Source organism: Rhodospirillales bacterium, from assembly GCA_016710335.1.
GTDB lineage: Bacteria > Pseudomonadota > Alphaproteobacteria > Rhodospirillales > Defluviicoccaceae > JADJXQ01.
On the sequence record JADJXQ010000001.1, the window covers coordinates 643,604 to 663,536 of the forward strand.

17 protein-coding genes are annotated in these 19,933 nt (G+C 65.5%); 11 read left to right on the forward strand and 6 right to left on the reverse strand.

Annotation, left to right across the window (positions count from 1 at the left end; all coding sequences use genetic code 11):
- The first annotated feature begins 90 nt into the window (after nucleotides 1-90).
- Nucleotides 91-1,617 carry a circadian clock protein KaiC gene (gene kaiC, locus IPM60_02995; GenBank protein ID MBK8906885.1) on the forward strand — a complete coding sequence of 509 codons (1,527 nt, stop codon included), beginning with the start codon at nucleotides 91-93 and terminating at the stop codon, nucleotides 1,615-1,617.
- 153 nt (nucleotides 1,618-1,770) lie between these two features.
- Here the strand turns inward: kaiC and IPM60_03000 are convergent, their stop codons facing one another.
- The 4 genes from IPM60_03000 to IPM60_03015 form a co-directional block, all read right to left on the reverse strand.
- Nucleotides 1,771-2,709, reverse strand: a complete 939-nt coding sequence (locus IPM60_03000) for an FAD-dependent thymidylate synthase (GenBank protein MBK8906886.1) — start codon at nucleotides 2,707-2,709, stop codon at nucleotides 1,771-1,773.
- 392 nt (nucleotides 2,710-3,101) lie between these two features.
- Complete coding sequence (locus IPM60_03005) at nucleotides 3,102-4,499, reverse strand: hypothetical protein (protein MBK8906887.1); 1,398 nt, start codon at nucleotides 4,497-4,499, stop codon at nucleotides 3,102-3,104.
- A complete protein-coding gene (locus IPM60_03010) occupies nucleotides 4,496-4,888 on the reverse strand; it encodes a phage holin family protein (protein MBK8906888.1) in 393 nt (130 codons plus the stop codon). Before IPM60_03010 ends, IPM60_03005 begins: the two co-directional genes overlap by 4 nt.
- 14 nt (nucleotides 4,889-4,902) lie before the next feature.
- Nucleotides 4,903-5,433, reverse strand: coding sequence for a hypothetical protein (locus tag IPM60_03015; GenBank protein MBK8906889.1), 531 nt, complete (start codon nucleotides 5,431-5,433; stop codon nucleotides 4,903-4,905).
- Nucleotides 5,434-5,596: 163 nt separating this feature from the next.
- On the opposite strand from IPM60_03015, the gene IPM60_03020 reads away from it, so the two are divergent.
- The 4 genes from IPM60_03020 (at nucleotide 5,597) to IPM60_03035 (ending at nucleotide 9,874) form a co-directional block, all read left to right on the forward strand.
- The gene (locus IPM60_03020; protein MBK8906890.1) at nucleotides 5,597-6,361 is read left to right on the forward strand and encodes a M48 family metallopeptidase; all 765 of its coding nucleotides are present in this window, start codon (nucleotides 5,597-5,599) and stop codon (nucleotides 6,359-6,361) included.
- Nucleotides 6,362-6,478: 117 nt separating this feature from the next.
- The gene (locus IPM60_03025; GenBank protein MBK8906891.1) at nucleotides 6,479-6,721 is read left to right on the forward strand and encodes a hypothetical protein; all 243 of its coding nucleotides are present in this window, start codon (nucleotides 6,479-6,481) and stop codon (nucleotides 6,719-6,721) included.
- A gap of 109 nt (nucleotides 6,722-6,830) precedes the next feature.
- Nucleotides 6,831-7,286 (forward strand): hypothetical protein, encoded by a 456-nt coding sequence (locus tag IPM60_03030; protein MBK8906892.1) that lies wholly within the window; start codon nucleotides 6,831-6,833, stop codon nucleotides 7,284-7,286.
- Between the two features lie 263 nt (nucleotides 7,287-7,549).
- Nucleotides 7,550-9,874, forward strand: a complete 2,325-nt coding sequence (locus IPM60_03035) for a mechanosensitive ion channel (GenBank protein MBK8906893.1) — start codon at nucleotides 7,550-7,552, stop codon at nucleotides 9,872-9,874.
- A 12-nt stretch (nucleotides 9,875-9,886) separates the two neighbouring features.
- On the opposite strand, the gene mdoH is transcribed toward IPM60_03035, so the two are convergent.
- Both mdoH and IPM60_03045 read right to left on the reverse strand, forming a co-directional pair.
- Entirely contained in the window at nucleotides 9,887-11,902 is a 2,016-nt protein-coding gene (mdoH, locus tag IPM60_03040; GenBank protein ID MBK8906894.1) for a glucans biosynthesis glucosyltransferase MdoH, read from the reverse strand.
- 110 nt (nucleotides 11,903-12,012) lie between these two features.
- Nucleotides 12,013-13,584, reverse strand: a complete 1,572-nt coding sequence (locus tag IPM60_03045) for a glucan biosynthesis protein (protein ID MBK8906895.1) — start codon at nucleotides 13,582-13,584, stop codon at nucleotides 12,013-12,015.
- A gap of 369 nt (nucleotides 13,585-13,953) precedes the next feature.
- On the opposite strand from IPM60_03045, the gene IPM60_03050 reads away from it, so the two are divergent.
- The 6 genes from IPM60_03050 to IPM60_03075 all read left to right on the forward strand — a co-directional run bounded on the left by IPM60_03050 (nucleotide 13,954) and on the right by IPM60_03075 (nucleotide 19,860).
- Nucleotides 13,954-14,340 (forward strand): septal ring lytic transglycosylase RlpA family protein, encoded by a 387-nt coding sequence (locus IPM60_03050; protein ID MBK8906896.1) that lies wholly within the window; start codon nucleotides 13,954-13,956, stop codon nucleotides 14,338-14,340.
- A gap of 110 nt (nucleotides 14,341-14,450) precedes the next feature.
- The gene (locus tag IPM60_03055; GenBank protein MBK8906897.1) at nucleotides 14,451-17,153 is read left to right on the forward strand and encodes a cation-transporting P-type ATPase; all 2,703 of its coding nucleotides are present in this window, start codon (nucleotides 14,451-14,453) and stop codon (nucleotides 17,151-17,153) included.
- A 45-nt stretch (nucleotides 17,154-17,198) separates the two neighbouring features.
- Nucleotides 17,199-18,455, forward strand: coding sequence for an AI-2E family transporter (locus IPM60_03060; protein ID MBK8906898.1), 1,257 nt, complete (start codon nucleotides 17,199-17,201; stop codon nucleotides 18,453-18,455).
- Complete coding sequence (locus IPM60_03065; GenBank protein ID MBK8906899.1) at nucleotides 18,424-18,864, forward strand: hypothetical protein; 441 nt, start codon at nucleotides 18,424-18,426, stop codon at nucleotides 18,862-18,864. The genes IPM60_03060 and IPM60_03065 overlap by 32 nt, the downstream gene beginning before the upstream one ends.
- 154 nt (nucleotides 18,865-19,018) lie before the next feature.
- Nucleotides 19,019-19,384, forward strand: a complete 366-nt coding sequence (locus tag IPM60_03070; GenBank protein ID MBK8906900.1) for a hypothetical protein — start codon at nucleotides 19,019-19,021, stop codon at nucleotides 19,382-19,384.
- A gap of 5 nt (nucleotides 19,385-19,389) precedes the next feature.
- Entirely contained in the window at nucleotides 19,390-19,860 is a 471-nt protein-coding gene (locus IPM60_03075; GenBank protein MBK8906901.1) for a hypothetical protein, read from the forward strand.
- Nucleotides 19,861-19,933: the final 73 nt, after the last annotated feature.

Genomic DNA, 19,933 nt, shown 5'->3' on the forward strand with positions numbered 1-19,933 from the left:
CGTGCATTCATATTGTGGTGATCACAGGCCCCGGAAATTTGGGGTCGCGTGTCGGCGGACCTCAATGATCCCAATGGAAAGACTCCCATAATGACAGAAGCCATGACTGCGCCGGCGCCGATCTCTCCCTGCGCGCCACAGCCGTTGACAAAGTGCCGGACCGGCGTGCCGGGCCTCGACGACGTTCTCAACGGCGGGCTTCCCGAAGGCCGCACGACACTGGTGACGGGAGGCCCGGGATGCGGCAAGAGCGTATTCGGCCTGCAGTTCATCTATTCCGGGGCGATATCGGGCGAGCCGGGCATCTATTTCAGCTTCGAAGAGCGGCCCGACAACATCCGCGCCAACGCCATGACCTTCGGTTGGAACCTCTCCGCGCTGGAGGAGCGGGGTCTCGCCGCAGTGGTCGACGGCCGTCTGGATGCAGCGGAGATTCTCTCGGGGTCCCTGAAGTCGGCCGGCGTCTTGGGCCGTCTGGAGAAACTCGCGACCGAGCTCGATGTCAAACGCGTGGTCATCGATGGCGCCGACGTCCTGTCGCGGCTCTTCGATAACGTGCTTTCGGAGTGCAGCGAGCTCTATTACCTGCATGAACGGCTCATGGCGCGCGGCATCACGACCATACTCACCGCCAAGCTGACCAGTGACCAGTACTCGACGGCGCGGTACGAATTCCTGGACTTCATGGCGGATTGCGTCATCACCCTCGATCAGCGGGTGCGCGACCAGGTGTCGGTGCGGCACTTGCGCGTTGTCAAATATCGCGGCTCAGGCTTTGGCCGCCACGAGTATCCGTGTGTCATCGACGAACGCGGGCTCAACCTGTTCCCCATCACGGCCCTGAACCTCAAGGAACGCACGCCCGGGGCGCTCGTCTCGACAGGGCACAGCGATCTCGACACCCTGTTGCGCGGCGGATATCGGCGCGGATCGAGCCTGCTGATCTCCGGGTTCACCGGCGCCGGCAAAACCACCGTCGCCGCGAGCTTGGCGGAGGCCGCTGCCCGGCGCGGGGAGCGGGTCCTATATGCCAGTTTCGAAGAGTCTCCGGCGGAGTTGACCACCGCGATGCTGAGCGCCGGGATCGATCTCGGCACTCTGGTCGAAGCCGGATGTTTGCGTATCGAATCGGCGTATCCGGAAGCCATGACCATCGAGCACCACCTCCTCCGCCTTTCGAAGCGCCTTCAGGCATTCCAGCCGGCGCTTCTTGTCATCGACAGCATCTCCGTGCTCGAACGCCTCGGCCCCAATCAGCTCGCGATCGGCTTCGTTGTCCGCCTGTTGGCGCTCTGCAAGCACCGGGGCGTCACGTGCATACTCACCCACGAGCGCCCCGGCATGGGCGAAAGCATCGCCAGCTTCCGGTACAATCTGGCGGCGATGATGGATATCATCATGCTCCTGCGCTACATCCCCGAGGATGGCGAGATCCGCCGGGAATTCCACATCGCCAAGGCACACGGCTCCGATCACTCGCACCGCGTCCATCAGTTCAGCATTTCGGCGCGCGGTATCGAGTTTCCGACCATCATCGATGAACGGGACGTCGACGAGGTGAACCGGTCAAACCGCGAGTGGCTCGAGCGCTCCGGAGCCCTGCGTCCGAGCATTTGACGCCCTTCCGAAACACGCCTCCCTGACATGGCCATCCGGTTGCTACGCTACCGCATGCATCGGCGCGACATCGGCGATGCTATGAACTGGCGCATCGCGTTGAGCCGACAGCCCCCTCGTAGGCTATGGCTATGGCTATGGCTATGGCTATGGCTACGGCTCCCGCCCCAGCGTCTCCATCAGTTCGCGCCACTCGCGGTTGCCGAGGCCGCTGGTCGGCTGGTCCACTGTTTCGCCGGCGACCAATCGCTTGACCACCTCCAGGCCCTTGGCCGATAGGTGGACGCCGCCCATGCGGTAGTCCATGAACGCGGCCAGGGTCAGCGGCACCCAGGCCCGGACCGTCTGCAGCAAAGCTTCGGCATAGACGCGAATCTCATATTGCGCATGGGGGTCCGCACGCAGGCTGAGAAAGTGGAGAAGATTGTGTAAATCGACCTTCCAGTACCACTGCGTGTAGGTGTTGAGCGTTAAATTGATCCGCGCCAATTCGCGGGCCAGACCCTCGCGACGTTCGTCGCGCCGCTGTCCGTGGCGATCCTCGTTCAGCATGTCTTCGTAGTGCGCGTAGCACCGCTCCGCGTCGGCCTGCAGCAACCCCAGGACGTGGCTCGCCTCGTCATCCGCGAGCACCGCGCCGCGGCCCTGCCGGTTGCTGGCGGACTGGCTCGCGAGGTGCTCCGGCGCGGGAATGTAGTACTCCCTGTCGAGGATGGAGTAGCGCGCGGAAATCTCGTTGACGTTGGCGGTGCGGTGGCGGATCCACTGGCGGGCGACGAAGATCGGCAGCTTGACGTGGTATTTGATCTCGCACATCTCGAAAGGCGTCGTGTGCCGGTGGCGCATCAGGTAGCGGATTAGTCCGGCGTCGTCCTGAACGCGGCGAGTTCCGGCGCCGTAAGACACGCGCGCCGCCTGCACCACGGCCGCGTCATCGCCCATGTAGTCGATGACTCGAACAAAGCCGTGATCCAGCACCGGAATGGGCTCGAACAACATCGCTTCCAGCGCCGGAACGGTGGCGCGCCGGGTGTCGGCCCGCTGAAGCCGCTGGCTTTCGATGTTGAACTGCTGTTCGGTTGAGAGACGCACGCCGCGCAACGCCCGCTCGGTTGATCCACCCCTGCCTGACGTTATGGCAATTCCTGCCGATCAAGTCCATTGCGCCGCCGCGAAAGACGGCGATTCAAGCGCCCGACGATGTAGATGAGGACGTGCGCCCCCTCCGCGAGACGCACGTCTCTGCCACTCTTTCGAAATGCGAATGAGTCCCGGCCCGCCTGTATGAATCACGCGGAACCCGCCGCTCTCCGCTCAGGTCACCCCGAGCAGGGACAGGACTGCAATGATTACAACCACCACGCCGATCAACCAAAAGATACTGTGCATGCTTCCCTCCTCCGTGGATCACGCGCCGGCCCGACAGGGTGCGGCTAGCGTGGCCAATGCTTGAGCCGCTTGATCGGGACCCTCTCCATCGCCGGTCAAATCCTGCCGTCGCGGGTCCCGCCGCCGAGGCCACCGGTTTTCGATTGTGTATCTGTCCCCTTCCAGTCGTCCGCCGGCTTCCCGTCCGGCTCCTTCGGGCCGTCGCCAGTCGTCGAGTCGAGCTTCGGCGGCAGTCCCGGTTTGCTGGAGGCGTCGCCATCGCCACCAGAGCGCGGCGGCGTGACGGGGACAGGCTTCACCGGCTGCGGCATATTGATCGTTGGCTCCGCCTTTGGATGCAACGTGTCGCTCGACGGCGACGACGTAGCGGCGGTGCCGTACGGCTCCGTCGTATGGGGCTCGGGCGCGCTGACCGCAGCATCCTCGGGACTCAGACGGTACCCTGGACCGGTCGACGGTGCATTGTCCGGCAGTTCAGTCCCCGATGCCGCAGGGGATGCCGCCATGCTCTGCGCCCTCTTGCGCGCCCGTTCTGCAGTGTCCTTGATGCGCGCATCCACGTCTTTTAATGAACGCTCAGCCGCGGCGCCGGCATCCGACATCGCGCCACGCCGGGAGTCGACCTCCCTCCGAACGCGCTCACCCACGCGCCGAGAGCCGTCCCTCACGGAATAGGAACCGCGGCTGATTACCTCGCGGCCCCGATCCGAACGGGCAAAAACCGTTCCGGCGACCAGGGCGCCGAGCCCAGCCAGCACCAGCCCCGCCATCATGGGGCGCTCGCGCACAATATCGCCGAGGCTGGAAGACGTGTCACGGGTCCGCGTCCCGGCCCGACGGGCAGCGTCCGAAGCCCAACGGTAGGCGTGACCCGATCGCTCGCGTAGTCGGCCGGCGATGTCCTCCGCCCGTTCCCGCGCCCCATCTCGCGCGCTGCTGAAATCGCTTCGCGATGACGCGGACCCACCTGGGACAATCAACCGTTCCGCATGCTGGTTGACGCCGGCATATGGCCCCGCCCCCGGCGTCACCACGGCATCCGGATCCATCCCGGGGCGGCGGAAGCTCTCGTTTCGCCCCTCCATCGACCGCTCCTCCCCCGGCATGATGATGGATGTACGGTTTTCGGTACTGCGGCGGCTCGGATCCAGCCGGCCGTCCGGTTCGTCCCCGTAATCACCATGCGGACCCGCGCGCCCATAAGGCGCGTGCGCAGTGCCGACATACTCGCGATCCCGCCGCCTGGACATCATCAGCCAACCGAGCCCCACGGCCGCAAGCGTCGCCGCCACCGGGTTGTCTTGGGCGCTGGCGCCCAGATTACGGGCGAACCGCACCGTCCCGGCCCGCGCCGGCACCAGGGCCTGCCCAACAAGATCCGCAAGCCGTTCGGGAGACAGGCGTTCCTCCAACTCGGCGAGGGTGGCGTCGATGTCGGCGCGCGTGTTCCTCGCCTCGTTCATGAGCTGCTCCGAGCTCCTGTGGTCGGTCATCGAGTTCTCTCCATCACCATATCCTTGTCGTCCTGCAGGGCCGACACGGTCCGCGGCAGCGCGAGGTTACGAGCACGCAGCGCCTTCTGTCCCATGTAGACGAGCACGAATGCGATCAGCGCGAGTACGACCCCAACCACCAGCGCCGCCAGCGCCGGCGTCAATGCGGTATGTTCCGCCAGAGCCACAACGAGCGCCTGAACCAGCACAAGCAGGGCGACCAGAGCGACCAGCAGCCCGGCCGCGATCCCCGCGATCCCGCTTAATACTTCGCTCAGCTTCTCGGAACTCTCCACCTGTGCGAGCCGGATCTCCTGTCGCACCAGCCGGTTGACGCCTTCGATCAGATCGCCAAGCAATGCCCGAATCGGTTTCTCCTGAACTGCCATGATTCTCTCCGTTCTCAGAAGTTCGCGCCGGAGGTGCCAGGCGTTCCGGGCGTGCCGATCGCGGCATCGTCACCGGCGGCGACCTGCACGTCCGACCGTGCATCGATCTGGCGTCTGCGACCTTGGTCAGGGTCAGGACGATCGGCCAGCATGCGCGTCGCGGCGAACCCGAGGAGGAAGGCGCCTCCGAAAAACAATCCCGGACGGTTGCGCGCGAAGTCTTCGATTGCGTGAACCGCGCGCCCGACATCTTGATTGTGAACGCGATCGCCCAGGTTGCTCACCTCTTCCGCAGCAATACGGACGCCCCGAGCGGTCCCGCTCCGGCCGCGCTCCTCGAGAGTGGCGCCGGCGCTGCCGAGCGCATCCGACACGTCCTGCAGATATCCGGCTACGGATTCGCGTCGCGCACCGGCGAACGATTCTGCCTGCTTGCGGGCCTCTCCAACGACCCGCTCTCCTTCGGCGCGCGCCCGTTCCTTCGCGTCGGCTGCCGCCCGCTTCGCGGACGCCGTGGCGCGATCCATTGATGACGAGGTCTCCATGATGATGTCCTCCCTCATGGCTCTACTGGCTGGTGAACGCGCCGCCTGTTCAGAAGTTCCCGTCGCCGCCGCCTGGAACCTCTGGTCCGCGACCACATTTCTACATCATCCCGTTGTTTCGGCATGTTCGCCCATGTCGTCTTTGGCGAAACAGGAGCGCACGATGACAAGACTTGGTTTCGCAGCGCCGATCATTGCCATCCTGGCGGTCGGCATGGGTGCGGGATGCGATACGGCGCCGGTCACCGGACGCAGTCAGCTCATCATGCTATCGGACGACCAAGCACAACAGATGGGCGCCCAGGCCTATGATCAGATCCTTGCGAAAGCGCGTATCTCAAAGGACCCCCGGGCGCAGGCGCGGGTGGAACGCATCGGCCGTCGCATTGCGGCCGTCAGTCACCAGCCCGATCTGGATTGGGAGTACACGGCGATCGAGGACGAGACGCCGAACGCCTTCGCACTGCCCGGCGGCAAGGTCGGCGTCAACACCGGCATGTTCGACATAGCCCAAAGCGATGATCAGCTTGCCGCGGTCATTGCCCATGAGGTCGCCCATGCGACCGCACGCCACAGCGCCGAGAGGATCAGCCAGCAACTTCTGATCCAAGGCGGGCTTCAGGGCTTGGGAATCGCGACGGGCAGCGGCTCGGCGGTTCAGCTTGCCGCCGCAGCGGCGCAATTCGGCGTGATCCTGCCGTTCTCGCGAGGTCAGGAAGCGGAGGCGGATGCCATTGGCCTGATGTATATGGCAGAGGCCGGATATGATCCACGCGCAGCCATCGATCTTTGGAACAACATGAAGGAGGCTGGCGGCAAACGCCCGATGGAATTCCTCTCCACGCACCCGGCCCCGGAATCCCGCATCAAACGCCTCCAGGAGATGATGCCTGAGGCGCTCGCAGTTTATCGCAAACAAGGAGCTTGAAACCTTCACCCCGCTGACTTTCCGTTCGGAACTTTAGGTCGAAGGAGGCGTTACCCGTTCCACGGGTGCACGCCAAGAGCGCGGCGCATCCCAAATGAAATCATTGCGGAGGCAGCCATGTTGTCGCGACTGAGCTTTGTAATCGGCAGCGTCGGATTATTGGCCTTGTCGGCGTGTGGTGATACGGCGACGGAGCGCGGGCTTACCGGGGCTGGCATTGGCGCCGGAGCCGGCGCGGTTGGCGGTGCGTTGGTTGGCGCACCGGCGACGGGCGCTGTGCTTGGAGGCGTTGCCGGCGGCGCAACAGGTGCGATGACCGACAAGGACGATATCGACATCGGCGATCCGATTTGGAAGTAGCGCCCGCCGGGCAACCGTACGAACTCGCGTTAGCGGCGCGGGCGGTGGCTCAACCGCCGGCGCCGCGAAGCCAGCTGCAGTCCATATCCACTTTGAAGGGGAGTGCCGGATGATAGAGCGGAAGGTTCTGACGGCCGCCGTCATGTTTGCCGTAGTAGGCATGGCGGCCGGATTCACAACGGTCGCAAGCGCGGCGGGTGCCGCCGCAGGTGACGCAGTGTCGGGAGGCGCACCGACTAGTGTCGACGAGTATCTTGTGGCAGCCGACCAACGGGCCGGCGATGAGGCGGCCGCAGAGCGTGACAAATACGTCCAGGAGACCGGCCAAGAAGTCGAATCATGGGGACAAAAGGTCGAAGAGTACACGGCGACCGCCAAGGAGAAGGCATCCGCGGCCTCTGAGGACGCATCCGAGGCCCTCGGCGACGCTTGGCAGACGGTCGAAGAGAAGTGGCAGGATCTCCAGGATGCGTCCGCCGATGCCTGGGACGCCGCAAGAGAAAACTTCCAGGAAGCGTGGAGCGATTTCCAGCGTACCTGGGCCGAGGCCACCAAAGACTCATAGCGCCATCCTGACAACCCGTCTTACCTAAGATCGCTCCTGCGATTGAGCTTCAAGTTCGGCGCCCGCGCGGCCTCTGCCGAGCGGGCGTTCGCCGCGCCCCCTTGAACATCGTATCTGCCCAGTCGCGGCAACTCCCACCGGCTTCTCTTGATCTGGGCCACAACCTGTAGTAGGGCACGGCCCTAGCCATGTTCGAGCTTGCAGAGCAGGCCTCGCCGAAAACGGCGATGGCATGCCGGTCGCGCAAGAGAAGGGGAGCGCCGATGCCAGCGCACAAAATCTTGAAGGGGATCCGCAGCGTCGCGGCGGCGGTCCTTGCCCTTCTTCTCTCGCTTGCCACCGCCACGCTGACGCAGGCACAGGCGCCGTCTGCGCCGACAACGCCATCCGCGGCGAACACAGGAGCTGCGGAAAAGTCACCTGCCGATCTGTCGCCGGAGTCGATCGACGCGCTGAAAGCGCTGGTGCAGGCGCTCGACGATCCGGCAACACGGGACGCGCTGGTCGCGCAGATTGAAGCGCTGGTCGCCTCCCGAGAGCCTGCGAAAACGTCCGCTGACCGCGCCGATGGTGTCGGTGCGGCCCTGATCGCCGCATTGGCGTCGTTCAAGGACGAAGCCGCGGCGTTCGTTGCAATGCTGGTGGCCATCGCGGCCGAAGTCCCTGACTGGGTCGAAGACACGGCGGAACAGCTTTCCGATCCGGCCGTCGACCTGCCGCCGTGGGCGGACTTGCTGACCGACGCGGCCATCGTGCTCCTGGCGGGGCTGGCCGCACAGTTCGTCGTGCGACTGACCGTCGCGGTTCCGCGCCGAAGGCTGGAACGCCGCGAGCGTCAAGCCTGGTCGAGCCGCCTTGCCGCATTGCTTGGGCGGACCCTGCTCGACCTGTTGCCGGTCGTTGCATTCGCTGCGGTTGCCTATGGAGTGCTGGCTTACATCCGGCCCGCGGCGTGGATCAGTACAGGGGTTCTCGCGTTCATCAACGCCTATTTGGCGTTTCGCGTCATCACGTCGGTGTTCCGCGCCATGACATCGCCGGGGGCCGCGGCATTGCGCATTTTCCCCCTTTCCGATCGCGTGTCGGAACATCTGTTCGGATGGGCGCGGCGGTTCACGGCAATCCTCGTGTTTGGCTACTTCGCCATCGAGGCGGGGGCGCTCTTCGGCCTCGACGGCCAGAAGGTCGCAACGTTGCAAATCGTGCTCGGCTTCGTGCTGCTGGTCGCCAGTATCGTTTTTATCGTCGTAAGCCGACGGCCGGTCGCCCGGTGGATAGGCGCCGGTCCGGCGGGAGTGAGCAGGCCCGACGGCTTCGGGGCGGAAGTGCTTCGCCATGTTGCCGCGACCTGGCATCTGTTCGCCATCGCGTACGCCGTCGCCGTGTTCGTTATCTGGGTGTCGGATCCGGAGACGGCTTTCATCTTCGTCGGACGCGCCACTGCCGTTTCCGCGGTCATCCTCTGCGGAATGTATGCCCTGCTGCAGATGGCCCGTCCCGCGCGTCTAGGACGGCTGGCCCGTGTGAACGTACTGGACGCCGATGGCACCCTGGTGCGGAGGCGCATAGCGCACTGGCTGCCGGCGCTGTCCTGGGGGCTGCGGGGTGGGATCGTCGTGCTTGGGGCGGTTCTGCTGCTGACCCTATGGAGCAGCGGCGCGTCCGCCTGGTGGTTCGGCCCTGATGGCCTCGCCATCTTGGGCGCGCTTCTCGACATCGCCATCGTTGCCGTGGCCGCCGTAGCGGTATGGGAGCTGGCGATGTTCGCGATCGACCGCTACCTCACTCCGCGCGACGCGGACGGACAGACGATCGAGCGCAGCGCCCGCGTCCGCACGCTGGTGCCGCTTTTGCAGACGGCCATTCTCATCGGGCTCAGCTTCGTCGCGGGCCTGATGGTGCTCGCCGCGCTGGGCGTCAGCATTGCCCCGCTCCTGGCCAGCGCCGGCGTGGTGGGACTGGCGGTCGGATTCGGCGCCCAGAAACTGGTGCAGGACGTCATAACCGGCGCCTTCATCCTGTTCGAGGACGCGGTCGCCGTCGGCGACGTCGTCGACATCTCGGGCACGGGCGGAGCGGTCGAGAAAATTTCCATCCGCACCATCCAGCTTCGCGATCTCAGCGGCAACCTGCACACCATCCCGTTCAGCGCCGTCGAGACCATCACCAACATGACCAAGGATTTCTCGTACTACGTCCTCGACATTGGCGTGGCCTACCGCGAGGACACCGACCAGGTCATGGAAGTGATCAAGGCGATCCTGGAGGACATGCGGGAGGATGCGACATACGGGCCAAAGATCCTGGAACCGCTGGACGTGCTCGGGGTCGACAAGCTCGCCGAATCGGCGGTCATCATCAAGGCGCGGATCAAGACCCGCCCGATCCAGCAGTGGAGCGTCGGGCGCGAATTCAACCGCCGCATGAAACGGCGATTTGACGAACTCGGCATCGAAATCCCGTTCCCGCATCACACCGTCTACTTCGGCGTCGACAAGAACGGAGACGCCCCGCCGGCGCGCATCGAGCCGGTGGGCGCCGGCGCCTTGGGCCCGCTGCGCGGCGGCAGCAACGACGCGGCGGCCTGAAGCGCCGCCGCGCTACCGCCGGGTCTCGGCGCCCAGGGCCCCCGGTGCGCCAGCATCCGGGCGCAGCGCTTTCCCCATCTTCGGATCGGGTCGATCGAGAGGCTGCGGCTCCATCGGAACGAACTGCGACGGAGGCACCTCAAGCCCATCGAGCGCGTCGCCGGGCTGCGTATCGCCAAGCGGTTCGCGATCCATTGCGGTTTGCAGGTCCAAGAGTTCGGGAGGCGGCGCGGTTTCCTCCGGGGTCAGCAGCAGGCCCTGTCGTCGGAGCCAGTTGCCCACATCGGGACGACTGGAGATCACCGCGACCGGGATGGAAAGGATCAGGCCGGCCAGCACCGGCATCACCCACCACACGTAGCTCGGCGCATTCCACAACAGAACGGCCATCCATGCGATGCCGATGACGAACAGGATCCCGACCGAGGACACCGCTTCTCCCACGCTCAGCCCGCGCTCCGACCGGTTCTGCGGGTTCCACGCGACGCCGCGCCCGACCAGCAGCGACGCGACGAAATAGCTGTGCAGACCGCCCAGAACAGGCGCGATCAGCATGGAGAACACCGTCTCCACGGCGAGGCTGACGCTAGCGGAAAGCCCGCCGCCGTACATCGCCCGCGCCGCTTGGTCTCGGAGCACGAGCACCAACCCCATCACCTTCGGCAGGAACAGGAGAGCCATGGTCACCGCGAACAGCGACACCGTTTCGGTGAGCATGGAGATCGGCCAGTTCGGATAGAGCTGATGCGTTCCGGTGAAGTAGCGGTGACCGGTAATCGCCTCCTCGACGACGTCCGCGGTGCTGAGCATCAGGAACCCGACCCACAGCGGAGACGACAGATAGGAGAAGGCGCCCTGCAGCAGATGCAGGCGGTTTAAAGGATGCAGGCGGTGCGCCCCGAGCAGCTTGAGGTGCTGGAGGTTGCCCTGGCACCAGCGCCGGTCGCGGGTGGCATAGTCGGTAATGTTCCCCGGCAATTCCTCGAAGCTGCGCTCGAGATCGGGAAGCAGATAGACGCGCCAGCCCGCGCGCCGCAGCAGCGCCGCCTCAACGTAATCGTGACTGTGAATCTCGCCGCCGAGGGGCGCCTTGCCCGGCAAGGTCGGCAGCCCGCAATGGTCGATGAACGCCCGGGTGCGAATGATCGCGTTGTGGCCGTAATAGTTGCTCTCGCCCAGGTGCCAGAAGCTCATGCCGCTCGCCAGCATGGGCCCGACCAGGCGCGATGAAAACTGGAGGGCGCGGCCGAACAAGGTGACTTGGCGGACCGGCAGCGGCACCGTCTGGATCAGCCCCGCCTGAGGGTTGGCTTCCATCAGGCGAATCATCGCGACGATCGTTTCGCCCGCCATGATGCTGTCTGCGTCGAAGACGATCATGTGGTCGTAGCGCAAACCCCACTGCCGGCAGAAGTCGGCGATGTTGCCGGCCTTGCGGTAGGTGTTCTGTTCCCGCCGGCGATAGTAGACACGGTTGGCAGCGTTCTGGGTCGCGCAGAACGCCCGCCAGTAGCGTCGCTCCTCTGCCGCGACATCGTCCTTCGTGGTGTCGCTGAGGATGAAAAAGTCGCACGCGTCCAGCCCGCCCGCGGCCCGCAGGGAGTCATACGTCGCCTCGATCCCGGCGAACACGCGGTGCGGATCCTCGTTGTAGACCGGAATGACGATGGCCGTCCGGCTCGAGATCGGACCCTCGCTTGCCGACGCAAGGGCTTCGATCGGGCGGAGATTGACGGGGTCCAGCCGGGCGGCACGAATAATGAATCCGGCGACCGCCGCCCAGAAAGAAAATGCGATCCAGACGAAGTTCAGCACGAACAGGGCAAGGATCGCGAACTCGATGATCTCAAATCCGTTCGCGGACAGGATCTGCGCCAGCATCATCGCGGCGAGCACGATCGTGGCCAGAACCACGGAGAAGTACGCGATCCGGCGGAGCAGGGCGGATCTGGGGCGCAGCGCCAGCGGCGCCTCTTCCAATGGAGGTTCGCCGGGAGCTATCCCCCCGCCCGTGTCTCTCCCGACCACCAATGACATCCTCTTCCCACGCCCGCCGAACTGCCGCAATTAACCAGCGATCCGTGCAAAAGTTCCGGCACCTCCAGCACAGCTGATCGCAATCGGCCGACAGCTTTACGTTAGCGGCCGACGAGCGACGGCGTCCACAGATAGGTCCAGCTTTCCGAGATCGGCCTTCCGCGCAGCTTCAACTGCAGTTTAAGATCAACGGCTTCCTCACCGTCCGGGTCCAGCCGGAAGGCGACGCGCCAGCCGTTCGTCTGCTTGTTCTGCAGCAAGATGCCATCGAACACGCGTCCGACGTTATTGGTGATCTCCGCCTCGACCGGATGCTCCGAAGACAGTCGGTTGAGGCCGCCCCCCTCGAAATCGACCACGAACAGCCGGGTGTCCTTCGGAAAGGCCTCTTTGCTGCCGGCAACCGCAGGTGAGCCGATGCGGGTCCGAACGGTACGTGCTAATGGCGGACGGTACGGATTCTGGAGTTGCGCGAACAAGCGGTAGCGGTGCTCGAAAATATCGCCTTTCTGGGCCGGCCGCTTCGGAACCCAAAACACGACGATGTTGTCGTTGGTCTCGTCTTCGGTCGGAATTTCGATCAGCTCAACTGCCCCCTGCCCCCAGTCGCCGATCGGCTCGATCCACATGCTTGGCCTCTGGTGATACTCTGCCTCCAGATCGAGGTAGTCGCTGAAATCCCGATCGCGCTGCATCAGCCCGAACCCCTTCGGGGCTTGATCCTGGAAAGACGACACGCGGAGTTCGCGCGGATTTGTCAGCGGACGCCAGATCCATTCACGGTTGCCGGTGAGCGTGAGCAGGCCATCGGCGTCATGAACCTCCGGACGATAGTCGTCGAACCAGCGCAGCACGTTCTCGCCAAAGAAGAACATGCTGGTCAGCGGCGCCACGCCGAGCTTGTCGACCGCCTCGCGAATATGAACTTGCGATCTGACCTCGACCACCGTCTCGTTTCCCGGCTGGATCCGAAATTCGTAGGCGCCGGTGACGCTCGGGCTGTCGAGCAACGCATAGATTGTCAGTTCCGTCGACTGCGGCTCCGGCTCGACCAGCCAGAACTCGCGGAAGTCTGGAAACTCCTCCCCGCTCGGCATGGCCGTATCCACCGCGAGACCGCGGGCCGAGGTGCCGAAGCGCTGCTCACGCCCCAGCACGCGAAAATATGACGCGCCGAGAAAAACCGCGATTTCGTCCTTGTAGTCTGGCGTATGGAGCGGGTAGTGGACGCGGAAGCCCGCGAAACCGATGTCCTCCGACAGGTTCTCAGGCACCTCCACGTTCTCGTAGACGAACATCTCCTTGCGGAACGGCACCCGAACCACGCCATCCGGGCTGACGATGTTGATCCGCACCGGCACCTGGTAAAGAAAACCGAGATGAAAAAACTGCACCTCGAACAGACGCTGGTCGCGCCACAGGGCTTGCTCTTTGCGGAACCGGATGTTGCGAAAATCGTCGTAGTTGAGCTGCTTCAAGGCGTTGGGAATTTCGCCGGCGTGCGGCACGTATGCTTCAGCTGCGAGGGCCTGCGCCCGCTGTGCCACGTCCGCGAATCCAAAGGATTGAGCCGCGGCTCGCGCCGGCAGCGCTGCACTGGCGAAGGCTGCCATGACCGCAACCAGCCAGAATCGAGCCACGCCGCCCTTCATCTTGAAACCTGCGACCGTCATCGTTCGAAGCCCTGTTCCCTTCAGCGTTCAGCGTGTCATCGTGCCCGCGGCGGCGGTCGAGAACCACGCGATCCACCTGCGCGCCGCAGCTTGACGGCGTCGTCTGCCTCATACACGCCCTGCCGGGAATTGCAAGCACGTCCCGCCGCTCCGCGCTGATACACGCTGTTGTGGAACATTTCGGTCGGGTCGTGCGTTCGTGTCGCAAAAGCGGCACACAGAAGTGGTCGGGAACTGGGTTTCGACGGCGTTCAGTTCAGCCGCAAGGGCATGCGAGGAGTATGAGATGGAACGGACAGCCGAAAGGGCTCGCAACATGATCATCGGCAGGACCCGCGGCGCGCTTCTCGGTCGGCTCGCCGTTGCAGTGTGTGTGCAATCGTGTTCGGTGTGTTGGCGTACGAAGAACCAAAGGCCAAACCGGAAGCAGACACCCAGCGCGGTTCGGCATCCTGGTACGGTGCGGAGTTCGAGGGCAAGAAGACGGCGAGCGGCGAACGCTTCGATGCGGATGACATGACCGCGGCGCATCGCAAGTTGCCGCTCGGCACCAAGGTCGAGGTCACGAACCTCGACAACGGCAAGACGGTGGAGGTCGAAATCAACGACCGGGGACCGTATGCCAAGGGACGGATCATCGATCTGTCGAAGGCCGCGGCAAACAAGCTGGGCATGACCCAGGACGGCACGGCGCCGGTCGAAATCGAAGTGACGGAACCGGTTACGGAGCAGGACAGCAAGAATACTGCGAAGTAGACACGGTCGTTCGCGCTGATACCGACCTGCTCTTCACTCTCGCGCTTGCCGCGCGGCTCGGCGTCGGGTAAGGGGCCGGGGACCTTGCACAACCACCACCGGATCCGCGCGTGCTCACAGACGCCCATTCCAGAACAGTCGCCGAACTCCTGAAGGCTCTCGACGTAACCTCAGAGGCCGGGCTTGACGAGGCCGAAGTGGCGCGCCGCTATGCGCAACACGGCCCCAATCGCCTTGAGGAAAAACAGGCGAGGAGCGCCTGGGCGATCCTTCTCGCTCAATTCAAGAGCCCCGTCGTCATCCTGCTGCTGATCGCCGCAGCGACTGCCGCGGCATTCGGGCAGGTCGTCGAGAGCATCGCCATCGCCGCCGCCCTGCTGATCAACGCGGTGATCGGCTTCGTCACCGAGTTCAAGGCGATGCGCTCCATGGAAGCCTTGAGCAAGATGGGCCGGACGACGGCTGCGGTGATCCGCGGCGGCGCACGCACCGAGATCGATGCCGCCGAACTGGTGCCCGGCGACATCGTCATCCTCGAGGAAGGCAACGTGGTGCCGGCCGACCTCCGCCTCGTCGACGTGGGTGTCCTGCATTGCAACGAGTCGGCGCTGACCGGGGAGTCGGTCCCGGTGAGCAAGTCTTCCAATGCACTGGACGACGACGACCCGCCGCTGGCGGAGCGCGCCAACATGGCGTTCAGCAGCACCGCCGTCACCCGCGGCGAGGCCATCGGCGTCGTCGTCGCCACCGGCACCGCCACCGAGATCGGCAAAATCTCGGAGATGGTCAGCGCGGCGGAGGATCAGGGCACGCCCCTGGAGCGGCGGCTCGAGCATCTGGGCCAGCGTCTCATCTATCTGGTCATCGCCGTCGGCATCGTCGTCGCGGTGTCCGGCATCATTGCCGGCAAGGAGCTGTTCCTGATGGTGGAGACGGCGATCATCCTGGCGATCGCCGCCGTGCCGGAGGGATTGCCGATCGTCGCGACCGTAGCACTCGGGCGCGGCATGTGGCGCATGGCGCGCCGCAACGCCCTGGTCAAAGAGCTTTCGGCGGTCGAAACCTTGGGAGCCACCACCGTCATTTTCACCGACAAGACCGGCACCCTCACCGAGAACCGCATGACCCTGCATCAGGTCGCCCTGCCGGCCGGCAACATCGACGTGGTTCGCACCCGCGGCCTGGGCGAATTCCAGGACAACAGCGAGCCGGTGGATGTGGAGCGGCGGCACGACCTGCAGGCGATGTTGCGGGCCGGCGTGCTCTGCACCAACGCCGCGCTCGGCGAAGGCGAGCCGGGGAACGAGCAGATGGGGTCTCGCGGCGATCCCACCGAAGTGGCGCTGCTGGAGGCCGCCGCCTGGGCCGGCATGCGGCGGCGGGACCTCATCGAGGCGCTGCCGGAGGAGCGGGAGGAAAGCTTCGGTTCCGAAACCAAGATGATGGCCACGTATCATCGCACCGACGACGGCGCCTATCTGGTCGCGGTCAAAGGTGCGCCGGAGTCCGTGCTCCGCCATTGCACGCACGTGCGTGGCCACGACGGCGGCGACCAGACGCTCAGCGACGACGCGAGGCAGGAGTGGCTGCAGCGCAACCGGGACATGGCGGCGAGAGGCCTTCGCGTTCTCGCGATGGCCGAGCGGACGGTCAACGACGCCGGCGCCGAGCCGTACCGGGACCTCGCCCTCCTCGGCCTTGTCGGCCTCTACGATCCGCCGCGGGAAAGCGTCAAGGGCGCCATCGCCGCGTGCCGCGGCGCCGGCATCCGGGTGGTGATGGTGACCGGCGATCAGCCGGAGACGGCCGCCAACATCGCCCACGCCATCGGGATCGTCGACGAGAAGCAGCCGTCGGTGCTGCGCGGCCGCGACCTGGGTGATCTCGACGCCGCCGATGAGCAAGCGCGCGAGCGCATCTGGAAGACCTCGATCTTCGCGCGCGTGTCGCCCGAGCAGAAGCTGAACCTGGTCAGCCTCTACCAGGACGAAGGCGAAATCGTCGGAATGACCGGCGACGGCGTCAACGACGCGCCGGCGCTGAAGAAAGCCGATATCGGCATCGCCATGGGCAAGCGCGGCACTGAGGTGGCGCGTGAAACCAGCGACGTGGTGCTCCAGGACGACGCGTTCGAGACCATCGTCATGGCGATCGAGCAGGGCCGCGCGATCTTCAGCAACATCCGCAAGTTCGTGGTGTTTCTGTTGTCGGGCAACCTCGGCCAGATCATCGCCGTTTCCGCTGCGGCGCTGATGAACGCGCCGCTGCCCCTGCTGCCCCTGCAGATCCTGTTCCTCAACCTTTTGCTCGACGTCTTCCCGGCGCTGGCGATAGGGGTCAGCAAGAGCGAGTCCGAGGTGATGACCCATGCGCCGCGTGATCCGCGGGAGCCGCTGCTGACGCGCAACTCCTGGCTGACGATCGGCGGCTTCGGCACGCTGATCGCCGCCTCCATGCTTGCCGCCTTCGCCTATGCGCTGTTGGTGCTGGGTGTGGATGAGGCGACGGCGGTGACCATCTCGTTCCTGACATACGGCTTCGCCCGCCTCTGGCACGTGTTCAACATGCGCGCGCGCGACAGCGGCCTTTTCACCAACAATCTGGTGCGCAACCCGTACGTCTGGGGCGCGATCGCGGTGTGTGGCGTGCTGCTGCTGTCCGCCGTCTACATCCCGTTCCTGTCCTCGCTCCTGCACACGGTGGAAATCGGGCCGAAGGAGTGGGCCGTGGTGCTGATCGGCAGCCTGACGCCGCTGATCGTCGGGCAGATCGGCGTCACCATCGCCGGCCTGAGGCGCAGGTCCGCCGCTTGAACAGCCACGAAGCCGTGGCCAAACGTATGTGGCGTGGTACTGTGGATGGCTGCGCACGGCCCACGGCCACGGTCACGCGCCGAACCGCGCCTGTTCCATGACGATCCAGGTTTGTCGAGAGGTAACGCACCCGTGACATTGACCGGCCCGTCGACGGGCGAGAAGGTCTCGCTCAACCGGGCGTTGGAGATCACCATCCGCATCGGACTGGTGCTGCTGCTTATCGCCTGGTGCTTCCAGATCGTCCGCCCGTTCATCATCCCGGTGGTGTGGGGGCTCATCATCGCCATTGCGTCGTTCCCCGGCTACGAGCGGCTGCGGGCGGCGTGGTCCGGGCGTTCCGGCCTCGCGGCGACTGCGTTGACCGTATTAGGGCTGGTTCTGTTGATCGGGCCGACGGTGCTTCTGGCCGGCACTCTCGTCGACGGCGCACAGGAACTGGCGACGTACCTGGCGGACGGCAGGCTGCCGATCCCGCCACCGCCGGAGAGCGTCGGCCGGTGGCCGGTGATCGGCGCCCCGATCGCCGCCTTCTGGACGCTCGCATCGGTCAATCTGGAAGCGGCGCTGGCGCAGATCGGCCCTCAGCTCAAGGACGTCGGATCGTGGCTTCTGGCCGCGGCGGCGGGGGTCGGGTTCGCGATCCTGCAGTTCGTGTTCGCGATCATCCTCGCCGGCGTCATGCTGGCCCATGCCGACGGCGGCCAGCGCTCGGCGCATGCCGTTGCCACTCGCCTGATCGGCGAGCGCGGACCCGAGTACGCGGCGCTTGCCCAGTCGACGATCCGCAGTGTCGCCCGCGGCATTCTCGGCGTGGCACTCATCCAATCGCTGTTGGCGGGGCTCGGTTTCTTGGCGGTAGGACTACCGGCCGCCGGGCTGTTGGCACTGATCTGCCTCCTGCTATCGGTCATCCAGGTGGGCGTCGCGCCCGTCATCGTCCCGGCCGTCATCTATGTGTTTTCCGCGGCGGACACGGTGACCGCAGTCGTCTTCCTGGTATGGTGCGTCTTCGTGACGGCCACCGACAACCTCCTCAAGCCGGTCCTTCTGGGGCGCGGGCTGAACGTGCCGATGGTGGTGATCTTCGTCGGGGCCATTGGCGGCTTCCTCGCGTCGGGGATCATCGGCCTGTTCGTCGGCTCGGTCGTGCTGGCGCTCGGCTACACCCTTTTCCTCGCGTGGCTCCACCAAGCCCCCATACTCGACGCAGTTGACGATGTCGAAGCCGAGCCGGGCTTGGACGAAGTTCCAGCACAGGAGGCGTTCGATGACGCGCGACGTGCCCCAAGCATCCGATGATGTGGCCGCCATCATCGGGCGCTACCGCAGCACGCTCGAAGCGCTGCAACTCGGCCCGCAGGAGGTCTGCGACGAGAGCGAGCTTCCGGATCCGAAGCCGGCGATCGTCGCCGCCTTGTTGACGGCGGCGGATCCCGCCAGCGACATCGACCTGTCGCCGCGCCAGGTTCAGGGCTGGCTCGCCGCGCTGGCGCAGTTCCAGTCCGGTGTCGGGGCGCCGATCCGCGACACCAACGCCGAGACGGCGCGCCGCATGGCCGAGGCCCGTCGACGCGGCGAAGCATGCGACGTGGCGGCGCTGGCGCGCACAATCGAAGACCAGGCCAAGACGGAATCCTGGTCAACCCGCCGCCGCCGCTTCGCCCCGCTGGTCGCCCAGGACCGCAACCGCCTGCTCGGCCTGTTGTGATCACCCGGCCGGCCGTGTGCCCCGGAGAGTTGACCTCCGGCGGAGTCTCCCCAAGTCTTTTCCTGGGACAATCGCTGAGGACGGGCGCGGCGGGATTCCGGCGCGGTGGCACAGAGGGTTCGGCCCACGTCCTGCACAAGGATGGGAGACGATCATGAGACTGCTCGTTCCGGCGCTGGTCGCCATCGCTTTGCTGTTCCCGGCAACCGGCGCCTTTGCCCATCACGGCTGGGCGTGGACGACCAGCGGCAACATCGAACTGACGGGCGTGATCAAGGCGGTCAGGCTGGGCAATCCCCACGGCATCCTTGAGGTCGACGTCGACGGCGAAACCTGGGTCGTCGAGGTCGGCCAGCCGTGGCGCAACGAGCGCGCCGGCCTGAAAGACGGCGACCTTGCCGAAGGGGTCGAGATCCGGGCAATCGGCGAGCCGGCGGCCGATCCGTCCGAGAAGCGCCTCAAGGTCGAGCGCCTCTATCTCGGAGAGCGGGAGTACATCCTCTATCCCGGGCGCGACTGAGGACCGTGGATGCGGTGCTGGCCGGGGCAGAGGGCTGGGCGGTCGCAGAGGCGCTGCGGACATCGCGCTGGGGCTACGCCGCGGTCAACGCCGCCCACATCTTCGGCATCGCGCTGCTCGTCGGCGCGAGCATGCCGCTGCACCTGCGCTTCCTCGGCGCTTGGCCGGCCGTTCCCCGGGCAGCGCTGGTGCGGGTGCTGGTGCCGGTGGCGGCGGCCGGGCTGGCCCTGGCGGTCGCAGCCGGGATCCTGCTGTTCTCGGTGCGGGCGCGCGAGTATGCAGGCATCGGCGTCCTGCAGGCGAAGCTGGCGCTGGTGGTTACGGGAACCCTCTCCGCACTGGCGCTCCACCGCGCCCACGGTTTCCTTCTCGAGACCGCCAGCCGCCGCCGCCTCGCCGTCCACGCCGCCATCTCCCTCGTCTGCTGGACCGGCGCCCTAGCCTGCGGCCGCCTCATCGCCTTCGCCGATCCATGAAAGCCGCCTGCCCGCCGAAAGGCGGAACGGATCATCCGTCATCTACGGCAGGCGCTGCGAATGATGTTTTGCG